The sequence below is a fragment of the Vibrio sp. CK2-1 genome (assembly GCF_021726515.1).
Taxonomy (GTDB): Bacteria; Pseudomonadota; Gammaproteobacteria; order Enterobacterales; family Vibrionaceae; genus Vibrio.
The window spans coordinates 727159-741734 of sequence record NZ_JAKKCJ010000002.1 but is presented as its reverse complement, the minus strand read 5'-3'; the positions used below and the strand labels follow the sequence as shown (position 1 = coordinate 741734).

Annotated in this window: 12 protein-coding genes; 5 read left to right on the top strand and 7 right to left on the bottom strand. The window is 42.1% G+C overall.

The features are described 5' to 3' along the window. The first annotated feature begins 131 nt into the window (after nucleotides 1–131). Entirely contained in the window at nucleotides 132–662 is a 531-nt protein-coding gene (gene smrB / locus L3V25_RS08335) for an endonuclease SmrB (protein ID WP_237294906.1), read from the top strand. Between the two features lie 69 nt (nucleotides 663–731). Here smrB and sixA read toward each other — a convergent pair whose 3' ends face one another. Beyond that, nucleotides 732–1196: a phosphohistidine phosphatase SixA gene (gene sixA, locus L3V25_RS08330; protein WP_027697416.1), complete on the bottom strand. Its 465-nt coding sequence runs from the start codon at nucleotides 1194–1196 to the stop codon at nucleotides 732–734. A gap of 331 nt (nucleotides 1197–1527) precedes the next feature. Between sixA and L3V25_RS08325 the strand changes: the two genes are divergently transcribed. Further along, nucleotides 1528–4323 (top strand): insulinase family protein, encoded by a 2796-nt coding sequence (locus tag L3V25_RS08325; protein WP_237294905.1) that lies wholly within the window; start codon nucleotides 1528–1530, stop codon nucleotides 4321–4323. A gap of 83 nt (nucleotides 4324–4406) precedes the next feature. Here L3V25_RS08325 and fadJ read toward each other — a convergent pair whose 3' ends face one another. Then, nucleotides 4407–6551: a fatty acid oxidation complex subunit alpha FadJ gene (fadJ, locus tag L3V25_RS08320; protein ID WP_237294904.1), complete on the bottom strand. Its 2145-nt coding sequence runs from the start codon at nucleotides 6549–6551 to the stop codon at nucleotides 4407–4409. Next, on the bottom strand, nucleotides 6551–7903 hold the full coding sequence (fadI, locus tag L3V25_RS08315) for an acetyl-CoA C-acyltransferase FadI (RefSeq protein WP_237294903.1): 1353 nt from the start codon (nucleotides 7901–7903) through the stop codon (nucleotides 6551–6553). The genes fadJ and fadI overlap by 1 nt, the downstream gene beginning before the upstream one ends. Nucleotides 7904–8201: 298 nt before the next feature. Between fadI and L3V25_RS08310 the strand changes: the two genes are divergently transcribed. The 3 genes from L3V25_RS08310 (at nucleotide 8202) to L3V25_RS08300 (ending at nucleotide 11148) form a co-directional block, all read left to right on the top strand. Beyond that, nucleotides 8202–8765, top strand: a complete 564-nt coding sequence (locus L3V25_RS08310; RefSeq protein WP_237294902.1) for a sigma-70 family RNA polymerase sigma factor — start codon at nucleotides 8202–8204, stop codon at nucleotides 8763–8765. Beyond that, nucleotides 8758–9477 carry a DUF3379 family protein gene (locus L3V25_RS08305; protein ID WP_237294901.1) on the top strand — a complete coding sequence of 240 codons (720 nt, stop codon included), beginning with the start codon at nucleotides 8758–8760 and terminating at the stop codon, nucleotides 9475–9477. The genes L3V25_RS08310 and L3V25_RS08305 overlap by 8 nt, the downstream gene beginning before the upstream one ends. Before the next feature lie 378 nt (nucleotides 9478–9855). Further along, the gene (locus L3V25_RS08300) at nucleotides 9856–11148 is read left to right on the top strand and encodes an outer membrane protein transport protein (protein ID WP_237294900.1); all 1293 of its coding nucleotides are present in this window, start codon (nucleotides 9856–9858) and stop codon (nucleotides 11146–11148) included. A 112-nt stretch (nucleotides 11149–11260) separates the two neighbouring features. Here L3V25_RS08300 and L3V25_RS08295 read toward each other — a convergent pair whose 3' ends face one another. The 4 genes from L3V25_RS08295 to L3V25_RS08280 all read right to left on the bottom strand — a co-directional run bounded on the left by L3V25_RS08295 (nucleotide 11261) and on the right by L3V25_RS08280 (nucleotide 14574). Beyond that, nucleotides 11261–12064 carry an MlaA family lipoprotein gene (locus L3V25_RS08295; RefSeq protein ID WP_346656330.1) on the bottom strand — a complete coding sequence of 268 codons (804 nt, stop codon included), beginning with the start codon at nucleotides 12062–12064 and terminating at the stop codon, nucleotides 11261–11263. Between the two features lie 199 nt (nucleotides 12065–12263). Beyond that, on the bottom strand, nucleotides 12264–13496 hold the full coding sequence (gene ccmI, locus L3V25_RS08290; RefSeq protein ID WP_237294899.1) for a c-type cytochrome biogenesis protein CcmI: 1233 nt from the start codon (nucleotides 13494–13496) through the stop codon (nucleotides 12264–12266). Beyond that, the gene (locus tag L3V25_RS08285; protein WP_237294994.1) at nucleotides 13493–13990 is read right to left on the bottom strand and encodes a cytochrome c-type biogenesis protein; all 498 of its coding nucleotides are present in this window, start codon (nucleotides 13988–13990) and stop codon (nucleotides 13493–13495) included. The genes ccmI and L3V25_RS08285 overlap by 4 nt, the downstream gene beginning before the upstream one ends. Further along, the gene (locus L3V25_RS08280) at nucleotides 13990–14574 is read right to left on the bottom strand and encodes a DsbE family thiol:disulfide interchange protein (protein WP_237294898.1); all 585 of its coding nucleotides are present in this window, start codon (nucleotides 14572–14574) and stop codon (nucleotides 13990–13992) included. The genes L3V25_RS08285 and L3V25_RS08280 overlap by 1 nt, the downstream gene beginning before the upstream one ends. Nucleotides 14575–14576: the final 2 nt, after the last annotated feature.

Here is a 14576-nt window from a genome sequence, read left to right as displayed (position 1 = left end):
GCATGGCTCTTAACTTATCGTGATTAAGATAGCTTTCGCTTTCACTTTTGATCCATTCGCATCAAAAGTGAAGCTCGCATCTTAGTTAAGCTTAAGGTTACAATACCGCCCCTTACAGTAAAGGACTTGTCATGAGCGAAAAAGACACCAACATTGATGACGATTTTGCGCTATTTCAACAAGAAATGAAGGGCGTAAAAAAGTTGTCACAGGATACCATAATCCAACAACCGAAAAAGAACTTACAACAAAAAGAAATTCGCCGAACATTCCGTGAAGCGAAAGATAATGAGTTTTATTTTTCTGATGAGTTCGTACCGCTATTAAATGAAGATGGCCCGACTCGTTACGCTCGTGATGATGTGTCTAAGTATGAGTTGAAGCGCTTACGTCGTGGTGTGTATGTGCCTGATGTGTTTTTAGATTTACACGGCATGACGCAAATAGAAGCCAAACGTGAACTTGGCGCGATGATTGCCCACTGTGTGAAGGAAGGGATTGATTGTGCCAGTGTGATGCACGGCATTGGTAAACACATCTTAAAGCAAAAAGTTCCACTATGGCTGGCACAGCATCCTGATGTAATGGCTTACCACCAAGCACCATTAGAGTTTGGCGGCAATGGGGCATTATTAGTATTGCTCAGTGTTCCTGAAAAATAATAAAGGAGACACATTGGCCTCCTTGATTAAAGTCTTTAATTCACTACAGCAACTATTAATTATCTATAACTATGGCTGAGCTTGCCATAATAACTGCCCTTTACGTGTATCGACATCAAAATCAATACAAGCCATGCCGGAAGTAGGAAACATTGGGGGCGGAATGTCAGTGACAAAATCTGCGGTTAAATACCCGACAAGAGGTAGGTGAGAAACCAACAAGATATTTTGCAAAAATTGCGTTTCCGCTAAAGCACACACGTACTCTACGACAGATTCAGAATCCCCATACGGCGTAATATCCGCGCAATCTTCTACCTTTTCCGCTTTCAATAAAGGCTCAATGGTTTGCCATGTTTGTTGAGCACGTAAATATGGGCTAACCAACACCAGATCAAATTCATCATGACCTTGCTCTTTGCAATACTGCGCCATTTGATAAGAGCCATCTCGCCCCATTGAACTCAATGGACGCTCAGCATCCGATGCCGCAAAAGTTTCCGCATCACCGTGGCGCATAATAAAAATTTGCATACTCAATCCTACATAACAGCTTAAATATTGATCGAACTAGGTAGACTTTAGTATAACAACTCCAAGGTAGATGTTATCTAAAATCGTAATGTTAAGACGAAAAAATTGTAGAAATGTACAGTTGACCACAATAATCGAGACTATTATTTGATTTCATCTTAATAACTCGCATAAATCGTTTGCAGCCAAACGGCTAGGCGTCATACTTAATATTATAAATAAGAGCTTAAAAGCGTTATCAAATTCAAAAGTCATATATCAAAGATGCACTAAGTCTTCTAACGACTCATCGTTATTAGTGCTCTAAACGGCTCATTTCAAGGAGTGTATCGTGCACATCAGCCCAAACGATCAAAAACAGTATCGACATATTACACTCAACAACCAATTGCGCGTCTTGCTCGTCCACGATGAACATGCGCAAAAATCTGCTGCGGCTCTAGCGGTCAACGTTGGCCATTTCGATGATCCTTACCATCGTGAAGGCTTAGCCCATTATTTAGAACACATGCTATTTCTAGGAACAGAAAAGTACCCTGCCATCGGTGAGTTTCAAGCCTTTATCAGCCAAAACGGTGGCAAAAATAACGCATGGACAGGCACCGAACACACCTGTTTCTTTTTTGATGTGGTTCCCGAAGCCTACCCAGAAGCACTCGATCGCTTCAGTCAGTTTTTTATCGCCCCTCTTTTCAATCAAGAAGCCTTAGAAAAAGAGCGTCAAGCCGTCGAATCAGAGTTTCGCTTAAAACTTAAAGACGACATGAGACGCTTATACCAAGTACATAAAGAAGTGGTGAATCCTGAACACCCATTCGCTAAGTTTTCAGTCGGTAATGTGGAAACACTGAGTGATTTATTTGATGAGAACGGCGAACCAACGACCTCCATTCGTGATGAAATTATCGACTTTTACCGCCAGCAATACTCGGCGGATTTAATGACCGTCACTTTAGTTGGCCCTCACTCTCTCGATCAATTAGAAGAAGCGGCGCACAACTACTTTGCCCCCATCATTAACAACCAACACGCAGGCAAAAGCATTAATATCCCACTGGTTCGTGAACAAGATACTGCTAAGTTTGTTTGTGTCGAGCCAGAAAAAGACTCTCGTAAATTGATGATGACGTTTAACTTTCCAAGTATGGACAAGTTCTACCAATCCAAGCCTTTATCGTATTTTGCCCATTTGCTGGGTGATGAAAGTGAAGGTAGCCTACTTCAGCATCTTAAAACCAAAGAACTGATTACCTCACTGACTGCCGGTGGTGGTATTAGTGGCAGTAATTTCCGAGAGTTCTCGATCAGTTGCAGCCTAACCAAACAGGGTTTAACTGAAGTTGAATATATCGTTCAACGTATCTTTGAATTTATTGAGTTAATTCGCCAACAAGGGCTTGCTGAATGGCGCTATAGTGAAAAACAAGCGGTACTGGAATCTGCCTTCCGTTTCCAAGAAGCATCGCGCCCTATTGATATTGCCAGCCACCTAGTCATCAATTTACAGAACTACCAACCTGATGATGTGATCTATGGCGACTACATGATGAGTCATTACGATGAAGATCATCTACGCCAACTATTACGCCATTTTACCCCCTACAATATGCGCGTTATGTTGATCGCAAAAGGTTTGCAATACGACCGACAAGCGAAGTGGTACAACACGCCTTATTCGATTCGCTCGATTGCTCAACATGAGCTTGACGTTTGGACACAACCTGAGATCACAGGTGAGCTTAAACTTCCTGAGCCCAACCCTTATATTTGCTATGAGCTTGATCCTGCGCCGTTAGAAAGTGAATCAGCCCTACCCGAGCTTATTGAAGATAAACCGGGCTTTCGTTTGTGGCATCTACAAGAGCCAGAATTTCGCGTGCCAAAAGGGCTGGCCTTTATCGCCATTGATAGCCCGCATGCCGTTTCAACAGCACGAACCATAGTCAAAACTCGCTTGTGTGTTGAGATGTTCCTCGACTCACTAGCGAAAGAAACCTACCAAGCTGAAATTGCGGGGATGGGTTACAACCTCTATGCACACCAAGGCGGCGTGACATTGATGCTGTCTGGCTTTACGCAAAAACAAGCTCAATTACTGGATGTGATTATTGAGCGCTTTGCGTCACGTGAATTTAGCCAATCACGTTTTGATTCCATTAAACGACAAATGCTGCGTAACTGGAAAAATACCGCGAAAGATCGCCCCGTTTCTCAGCTATTTAATGCGATGACCGGCATTTTGCAGCCAAACAATCCACCCTACCCAGTACTGATTGAAGCATTGGAATCAATTGAAGTTGATGAACTGCCTTCTTTTGTCAGTGCGATGTTGGCTGAGTTGCATATTGAAATGTTTGTCTACGGTGATTGGACAAGGCAAGCGGCAACAAATTTGGCCACTAGCTTAAAGTCAGCGTTGCGTATGAAAGATCAACAATACGAGGAATCTCTGCGCCCATTAGTGATGTTAGGTGATAGCGGAACCTTCCAGCGAGAAATTCATTGTGATCAAGCCGATTCAGCTTTGGTGGTGTACTACCAATCACCAGAAATCTCGCCTGAAAATGTTGCGCTTTATACGCTCGCCAACCATTTAATGTCTGCCGGATTCTTCCATGAAATTCGCACTAAACAACAACTCGGTTATATGGTGGGTACAGGTAATATGCCACTTAATCGTCATCCCGGCTTGGCGCTGTATGTACAATCACCGAATGCCGCACCTAGTGAATTAGTCGCCTCTGTCGATGAGTTCTTAAATGCCTTTTATATGGTGTTACTAGAACTCAACGAACAACAATGGCAAAACAGTAAGCAAGGTTTGCTCAATCAAATCATGTCGCCAGACAGTAATCTACGTGCACGAGGTCAACGCTTATGGGTTGCAATAGGTAACAAAGATTATGAGTTTAATAACCGAGAAACGGTAGTCGAAGAAATTTTGAAACTAGACCGAAGTGAAATGATTCGCTTTGTCGTTAATACCTTAAAACCAAGAACTGCCAACCGCTTAATCATGCATTCAAAAGGCACCGAACATGCTGATGCACCAGATTTAGAGGCAGGCTTAGAAATCGGTTCTATTGATGAGTTTCAATTGCGACCAAAAGATGTCGATCTAGGTTAAGAGCCGAGCCACGAAATAGTAAAAAAGCTTTGCACTCAACATGCAAAGCTTTTTGTTTATTAGCGGTAGTTCAACAAATAGGCTTATGGGTAGAACTTATCTCCGGTTCCGGCGCGAGTTAATAACCCATCACACGGAGCAAAACGACTACCGTATTTCTCAGCATACTCGTTCATGATATCGACTAATTTCACTGCGCCGATTTGATCAATATAACGGAATGGGCCACCTAGGAATGGTGGGAAACCAATACCGAAAATGGCACCAATATCCCCATCTCTCGGGCTAGCAATAATACCATCATCTAATGCTCGCACTGCTTCATTGATCATTAGAAGTACGCAGCGCATCGCGACCACTTCTTCATTAAGAATCGATTCAGGCGTCAGTTTAAGTAAGCGATAAACCGATTTATCGACTTCTTTCTTCTTACCTTTATAAGTGTAGAAACCTTTGCCGCTCTTACGCCCTTTACGGCCATCTTTTAGCAAGGTATCAAACACATCTGGCGCTTTAAAACGCTCACCAAGTTCCTCAACTAGAATTGGGGTGATTTTCGCCCCGATATCAACGCCGACTTCATCTAGCAGCGCAATTGGCCCTACTGGAAAACCAAAGTTGAGTAATGACTCGTCAATATGTTCAATCGGCTCACCAGACAGGAGAATTTTTGCCGCTTCATTCATATAAGGCGCCAAAATACGGTTCACATAGAAACCCGCTTTATCTTTAACCACGATCGGTGTTTTACCTTGCTTACGAGCAAATTTCACCGTGGTGGCAATCACTTCCTCAGAAGTTCCTTGATGCGGGATCACTTCCACTAATGGCATTTTATCTACTGGGCTGAAGTAATGCAGACCAATCACATTTTCAGGTTTTGCTGCACCTTGAGCAATTTTACTAATCGGTAATGATGAGGTATTGGTAGCAAAGATAACGCCTTTTTTAGCCTGAGCTTCAATATCACGCACCATGCTTTGTTTTAGTGACAAGTCTTCAAACACCGCCTCAATCACCATGTCTTTTTGGCTAAAACCGGTAAAGTCTGTACCACCAGAAATCGACTGCATCTGCTTTTGTAATTGGGCTTTACTAATGGCGCGACGTTTCAGCAGCTTAGTTAACAGGTTATAGCTGTAGTTCATGGCATGTAACACACCATCATTCGATACATCTTTAAAGCGTACTGGCACATTTGCTTTAGTAGCCGAAACATAACCAATCCCTGCGCCCATCAAGCCACCGCCAAGAACGCCAACACCTTGAACATTTTTAGGTTGTGCAGAGCTACCAAAGTCTTTTTTCATTTCGGTAGTGGCAAAGAAAATCGAACGTAAAGCACGAGATTCAGAAGTCATAACCAACTTACCAAACTCTTGAGCTTCTTTAGCGAGTCCTTCTTTGATGCCTTTCTCAAGACCATATTGAATCACTTGTAAAATAGCCTTAATCGCCGGGTAGTTGCCACGGCTCTTTTGGTTGGCTTTTTTCGCGGCTTGTTCAAAAATTACTTTACGACCAAAGCCCGTATTAGCCATTAATGATTCTTTAATATCTTTTTTCGCTTTACGCTTTGATTTACTAATAAACTGTTGAGCAGCTTGCAACAAGATAGATTGCGGCACACAAGCGTCCGCTAAGCCTAATTTTAATGCTTTCTTCGCGCGTAGCTGCTTGCCAGTTAAAATCATATCTAGGCTATCAAGCAAACCTACAAGACGAGGTAAACGTTGAGTGCCGCCCGATCCTGGTAACAAACCTAATTGAACTTCAGGTAAACCTAAACGCGTTGCATCACTATCACTACAAACACGGTAGTCACAAGCAAGTGCTAACTCTAAACCGCCCCCTAAACAAGGGCCATGAATCGCCGCCACAACGGTAAAAGGTAGTGATGAAAGACGATTAAACATCTCTTGGCCTTGGGTGGCTAAGCTTTCCGCTTCTTGCGCAGATTGACAAGCATCCAGCATGCGAACATCGGCACCGGCAATAAAGTTATCCGGCTTTAAGGAATGAACGATCATGCCCTTGATGTCTGATTTCTTTTGCTCTAATTGCTCAAAAATCGCCTGCATTTGTTCAGCAAATTCTGCCTGAAGAGTATTCATTTTTTCATTAGGTACATCCACCGCAAGCCAAGCAACTTGGTTATCATCCACGGTTAAGGTAAACGCATTATTGGTTGAAGCATGCTCTGCTGAAAGTTGATTATCCATTGTCATTATTCCGCTCCTTCCATCTGTGCTTCATCTTTATCAGCTTCTAATTTATCAACTTCTAAAATGACGGCTGCCCCTAATCCGCCGGCCGCACATGCGGTAGTTAATGCTAAGCCGCCACCTCGACGTTTTAACTCCCGTAAGGTTTGAGTCATTAAACGTGCGCCAGTCGCAGCAAATGGGTGGCCGTAAGCTAATGAGCCACCAAGTACATTAAACTTCTCCATATCAATCACGCCAATGGCTTTATCTCGGCCAAGCTTTTCTTTGGCAAAGGTTTCTGAGGCAAACATTTTCACATTGGCAAGAGTTTGAGCGGCGAAGGCTTCATGCATCTCAATCAAGTCAAGATCGTCTAGCTCAATTCCGGCTCTATCAAGTGCAATTGGGGTGGCATAAGATGGCCCCATTAACATGTCTTCTTCTACTTGAATTGCTGAGAAAGCATAAGAACGAATATAGCCAAGCACTTCTAAACCAAGCTCTTTCGCTTTACTTTCACTCATCATCAATACTGCCGCGGCACCATCGGTTAACGGTGTACTGGTTGCTGCCGTCACGCTACCAAAATTACGGTCAAAGGCTGGGCGAAGTTTGGCATATTGCTCAATCTGTGAATCTTGACGAATATTGTTATCCTGATGAATCCACTCTTTATAAGGTTCAGGATAAGCCGTCATTACTTCATCTTGGATTAAACCATCTTCCCAAGCTTGCGCAGCTAGGGTATGAGAACGGTGCGCTAACGCATCTTGATCTTCACGGGCGATTTGGTGAGATTTCGCCATCTGTTCTGCCGTTTGCCCCATGGATAATCCAGTCGAGTATTCAGCAACCGCAGGTGGCACTGGCATGAGATCTTTGAAAGATAATTTACGCAAAATCGATAATTTTTGAGGCAGTGTTTTAGCTTTGCTGAGTTCTAGTAAGCCTTGAGCAAGCGATTTCGACACACCAATAGGAAGAACGGAGGAAGAATCTGCCCCCCCAGCAATCCCGATTTCAATATTGCCCGCCATAATGCTTTCCGCGACATTAACTGCTGATTGAAAACTAGTCGCACAAGCACGTGTAACACTGTAGGCATCGGTTGAGACATTCATACCTGTGCCAAGCACAATTTCACGAGCGATATTTGGCGCAGCCGGCATTTGCACTACCTGACCAAATACCACTTGGTCGACAAGTTTAGGGTCGATTTGAGTACGAGCAAGTAATTCACTCACCACCATTTTACCAAGATCTACCGCGGGTACTTCTTTGAAAGCAGTGCCTTGACGAGCAAATGGGGTTCGAAGACCGGAAACAATAGCGATGCGGTCACCATTGCGAGTTTTTACTTCCTGATGAGTCATATTCTTTCCTTTTTAATGTCCATGTCTTTACGAAACGAATTGCTTAACCGTAAAGAAAAATCATGTGGTCAGACCTCTGATTGTATACAAAGCTTTTTAAACATCAAACTAAAGAGGTCAGTTTACTAAAGTACAAATAAAAACTTGTGACATAAACAATCAAATACAGAATTAACAGTAAAACAACACCGCGCACTCAGAAACACCACAAATGATTAGCAATTTTTACCTTTTCCTCTTCCTTTCTACAGTAAAAGCAAACACACTAATTATATTAGAGGCAATTTTAAGGATTTAGATGGCCATTTCTAAAATATTTGGAAAGAAAACAGACCATAGCGCGGTCAATAAGGATATGAATAAACAAAAACGTTATGAGTCCCTAGTGAGGGCATACCATCGCGATTTATATCGTTATGCGTATTGGTTATGTAAAGACCAACATATTGCCGAAGATCTAGTGCAAGAAACTTGCCTGCGTGCTTGGAAAGCTATCGATAGCCTAAAAGATGAGAAAGCCGCAAAGCCATGGTTAATCACAATTTTACGGCGTGAAAATGCCAGGCGATTTGAACGTAAACAATTCGATTTAGTGGATATTGATGAACCAGGCAATAGTGGTAAAACCGATGATAGTGAGCATCATCAGCAAAAATGGTTACAAAAGCAGATCATGAATTTAGATATTGAATATCGAGAGCCATTATTCTTGCAAGTGATTGGAGGATTCACCGGTGATGAAATTAGCCAAATCCTTGACCTCAATAAAAACACCGTGATGACTCGTTTATTCCGTGCTCGTAATCAAATCAAAGAGCAACTTGATGCAACTTCACCATCTCAGGGGGCCAACCATGGATGATTTAGAATTTAGACGTCGTTTACTCTCTGATCCAAATGATAAGAGTGATGATATTTTGGCTGAACTTGGTACTAATCCGCAAAATAAAAAATATGCCGAAAGCCTACAAGAACTGGATAAGAAAATTGAGCAAGCATTCAAAGTCGAAGTGCCTGACGATTTGGCAGATAAAATTATTTTCCAAAATGCACCAATCAAGCCTACATTGCATTTAACCAGCAAAGTTTGGGCTTTAGCGGCTTCGATTATTTTCACTTTCGGTTTATTAATAGGCCAAGTCAATTGGGGTAACTTGTTGGTAAAACCCGCCTATGCCCAACTCGATAAAATGGCAATCAATCACATTCTTGATGAAGAACCCTTTATTGCCAATATGAATGAGGGAAGCACTAAACAAGAGATACAATCAAAGCTCAATGTATATTCTTATCAGCTTGATGGTGATTTTCCCTATCATATCTATTATTTGAATCATTGTGGTTTTAGCCAAGAACACCATGCACTACACATGGTATTCCAAGGTAAACAAGGCCGTGTTACTGCCTTTGTTTCCAACATTGAAGCGAAGCAAACTAGTCAGTTTACGCAAGATAATATGCAAGGTGAGATCATACCGCTGACTCAAGGTAGCTTAATACTGGTTGGTGAAAAAGGTGAAGATATTGCCTCTTTATCGCAAAAAATCGCGCCAATGTTTCACTTTAACCAATAAAATTTAATAAAAAGTCGCCATCAATAATATAGTAACTACTGTCTCATAAAGTAGATGAGTAGTTACTATTATTGAAAAACATCCCAAATCATATAAATCAATACCTTACCTGAAAACACCCTCCGAAACCCATTCACCAAACAAATAGCAATACTCAAAATGCAGCCACAAGAAAATAAAAACACCAAATTCATTAACACGAAAATACATAGGAATTCGCCGACATTGACGTCAGATTAACGACTTTTAACCGATTTTATTCAATGGTCGGATATGTTAAATACCTTGTTACTCCCATAATGCGCCTCCTTTATAAGCTCCACCCCATTTTCAAACGCAACACGAAAATAAAACAAATCATAAAGTAGGTATTATCCAATGAAAAAGTTGAATGTGTTCACCACATCCACTCTTGCAAGCGCCTTATTAATTGCATCGCCATCTGTTTTTGCTGCAGGCTTTCAAATAGCTGCTCAGTCTGCAACAGGTGTCGGTCGTGCATACGCGGGTGACGGTATCATTGCGGATAATGCCTCTGTAATGGCAATTAACCCAGCAGCCATGGCGTTGTTTGATAAAACATCATTTACCATGGGTGCGGCTGGAATTCGCCCAAATATTGAAGTTAAAAATGGCCAATACCAAAGCGATGTGAATAGCAATGATGGTGATGTTAGTTATGACGATGCCGGTGCATGGGCTGTCGCTCCTAACATGTTTTTAATCGTACCGCTAAATGATAAGTGGGCGGTAGGTGCAGGCATGTATTCCAACTTTGGTACTGCATCTGAATTTGATTCTTCTTTCCCGGAAGAATACGGCGGTAAATCAAGCATTATTAGTGCCGAACTTGCTCTTGCTGCTTCTTATCGCCTAAATGATCAATGGAGCTTTGGTGCCGGTTTAGACATTATCTATGGTCATGGTGAGTTTAAGCGCGGTTTAGCGGTTGATGGTAGTAAAGACATCAATATCGATCTGATAGGAAATCAGTTCGATATCAATACTACAATTCCTTTCGACAGAACTATCAATGCAGTTGACGTAGATGCAACTGGCGCTGGTCTTGGTTGGAACATCGGTACCACGTACGAGCTAAACGAAAATAACCGCTGGGGTATTTCTTACCACGCTAGTCCGGAAATTCATGCTAAAGGCAAAATTGATGGCCCTGGTGGCATCACGTTAGCGGATGAAGTTGTAGTACCACTACCTGGCTTTGCACAATTTTCTGGTTATAACCGTTTTGAAGGCACTAAGTTTGCTATCAGCTATACCGTACAATGGACCGACTGGAGTCAATTTGACGAATTAGCAACCGCAGATCCTGATATCACACTACAAAAGTTTGAATGGAAAGACACTTGGAGTTACGCGGTCGGTGGTACTTACTACCTAAACGATAAGTGGACGCTACGTGCCGGTTATATGTTTGACCAAGGCGCACAAGATGAAGTGACTACCATTGCAGTACCCGATTCAAACCGTAACTGGTTATCTGCAGGTTTCTCTTATGCACCAACTAAAGACTCAACCATCGACTTTGGCTTTACTTACCTATTAGGTGTAGACATGGATATCCATGAAGAGCACGAAGGGATTTCGAGTATTGATGCCGTGACACATACTGATGCCATCATCACAGGTGTTCAGTACAGCAAAACATTCTAATTCGAATTTAAACTCGAAAAATTAAGCCTTACTGCAAATATGTAGTAAGGCTTTTTTGTTTAGTTGCTCAGTTGAATTTTTCTTGAGACAGGTCTTTTCTTGAAATAGCTAGCTAGTAATCATGCCCTAGGTACTCTTCTAATAGGTCTTCATCTAGAGCAGCTTCTGGCTGTTTGGTAATTTCAGCTTTAAAGTCTTGATGTTGTATATAGATACTTTTGCTTAGCTGATAAGGATCGGGGGAATTACGCAACTGCCCTTCTTGGCTTATCAATTCATAGCGCGACTCTAGCCCTTGAAATGCCCACTTGCCAGCCTTTTGCCAGAAGGTTAGCCAGTTTAAAGGGATGTACAAGCCATCGATGGTATCAGCAGCGTCACGCACGGTAACAGGCCCGTATGCTGGCAACATCAAGTAGGCTCCATTGCCAACTCCGTAATGCCCTATTACATCACCAAACTCGCGATTAGTGCTGGATATATTGGCCATTGATGCCACATCAATTAAACCAAGTAAGCCAATCGTGCTGTTAATCCAAAAACGGCTAAAATTCTCCACCGCTTGATCGCCATTGCCCATCAGTAAGTTATTCACTGCATTGGCTGGCTCATCAAGGTTATTTAGAAAATTATTCAGCCCAGTATGTATTGGCCACGGCGTCCATTCCATATAGGCAATAGAGAGCGGTCGAACAACATAAGGGTCGAGCACCTCAAAGTTAAAATCCCACATCAAACGGTTGAAGCCTTCAAAGAAGTCATCATCGTCATGATCTGTGGTCGATTTTTCCGAGGAAGTGGCAGTATTACTTTGAGTTGTGGAGGCTTGTTCTTCAGGCGTAGAGCTACACCCTAGCATCAGCGTTGATGAGAGGAAGATAAGTGAAAATGAATAGTTGATTTTTATATCAGCCAAGCCACTACATCCTGTGTAAGCTCAAAAATTTATTCATTTATACCCGAGGCCATTAGCATTGTAGTCAGCATCATTAATAGAGCGGCCACTTCAAATGTCGTGGGTATAAAAAAAGGCAACGTAATTCAATACATTGCCTTTCTATAATTAAACAAGAATATGCAATAACGTTAATTGTATTGCATCTTAATGTTAATTATCAATATTTCTTATCAATTGAAATTACCACATCATCACCAAGATGAATCGGCAAACTTTCACCATGCCAATCGCCTTCACGAGTAGCCACGTTACCATCGCTATCAATACGTGCTTTCACCATGATGTCAGACAAGCTCGATAACTTACGGCTTTCAATCATGCTGTTACTATCATCTAGAACCACTGTCACAGGGAATTGTGAGATTGGGTAACGTGCAGCCGCAATCGGCATTGGCGCACCATCGGCAGTATGAACAGAAACAATCAACACGCCAGATTCTGGTAGTTTCACTTCTGGTGACAATGAAACCGTGACCTTAACCGGTGTGCCTTGGTAAGTTTTTTGTTCAGGATGATTAATCGCATCTAACTCACGCTGAGCCGTTTTAATACTACGAGAAAGCATGTCGTAGCGATCATCATCTTTACCGATTTTAGCTTGAAGCTGTTTCCAGTAATCGATAGCTTTAGCGTAATCACCACTTTCATAGGCACTAAATGCCAGCAAAGAGTAGACTCGCAAATCGACATCAGGCTGTTTCATTAATTGCGCTAAAATCGAATCGGCTTTTTGTAAATCAGTTTGATCCGATGAGAACATTAACGCTTGAGCTAGGCTTAATTGCACATCTTGATTATTCGGCATCAAGTTATCAGCTTTGGTTAATGCACCAATCGCAGTTTCAATATCACGATTCGCCAAACCAATACGACCAAGTAATACCCAACCCGTCGCATCGTCCGCATTATATTGCAGGCGAGAACGCAGAGCTAACGTCAGATCCGTCATCTCTTGCTCAGTTAATTCAACACCTTGAGGGTTCATCAACTTTTGCGATAAAACAGGGAGATTATTTTCAACTTGCTTCCAATGAGCAACCTTACTATGCGCACCATATAAGGCATATACCCCATAAGAAGCTACCGCCATAAAGATCACTAAAGGTATTGCCATCCACTTAACCGCGGCAGAATCTTTCTTTTGCTGCTCGGCAACCGGAATGTCATCTAATAAAGACTGTTTTAAATCTAAAACCAGATCATCTTTATTGCCGACGATACCCGCTTGATCTTCAGATTCTAATTCGGCTAAACGATCACGGAAAAACGCTTTGTTTAAATCATCGCGTTGGGCCGCTTCATCCACCTCTTTCGGCTTTAGTAGTGGGTATAAAACAAACACGCAAGAGATGGCGAGTAAGATTATTGTTCCAATCCAAAATGCTATCATGAATCACTGCCCTTCTTGTCGTTTGAATCAGATTCTTCTAAAAGCTCTTTTAAACGTTGCTCTTGTTCTTTATCCAATGATGTTGAACTTTTCACTTGAGCAGCGGCTGATTTTCGGCGGCTACGTATCACAATAAAACCGAATCCAAAGATCACTATGCCTAGCGGCGCAAGCCACAAGACTGCCGTTGATGGTGTTAATGGTGGATTGTAAGTTACGAAATTACCGTAGCGAGCCACCATGTAATCAACGATCTCTTGCTTCGACTTACCGTCTTTAGTCATTTGATATACTTTCAAACGTAGGTCTTTTGCCAATTCCGCATTGGAATCGGAAATTGAGTTATTTTGACACTTAGGACAACGCAGCGTATGACTGAGCTCTTGAAATTGCGCCTCTTGCTCTGGTGTATCAAAGTCGAACACTTCAATCGCAGACATCGCTGGCACTGCAAATAACATGCATAGCAGCATTAATAGTGAAGATTTTTTCATCATTGGGCACGCTCCATCGGAATTGGCGGCAATGCTGTTTTTTGACCTTCTAGCTTGTTATACAAAGGCAATAAGGTTTCGTTCCAGTTTTCAACATTCACATCACCCACATGGCGGTACTGAATATGGCCATTGGCATCAATCAAGAACGTTTCTGGTGCGCCGTAGACCCCAAGATCTAAGCCAAACATGCCACTACCATCAAATAACACGACCTGATATGGGTTACCAAGATCTCTTAACCATTTTTTGGCTTTCTCACGGTCATCTTTGTAATTCAAACCAACGATTTTTACACCTTGCTCTGAAAGCTTATTCAAGAACTGATGCTCGGCATAACACGTTGGACACCAAGTCGCCCACACGTTAAGCAGTAAAGGCTGGCCTTGAAATAAGCTTTGATCATAAGTTTTATTTTCTTGGAATAAATCTTCTAGCTTAAATTCAGGTACTGGTTTACCTACCAATACTGATTCTAATTTAGTGGGATCATCACCATCAGCATTACGAGTAAGCTGCGTGGCAAATACCACAACCAAGATGGCAAATAACGCCAAAGGTGCAAACAAGATTTTACGGTTCATGA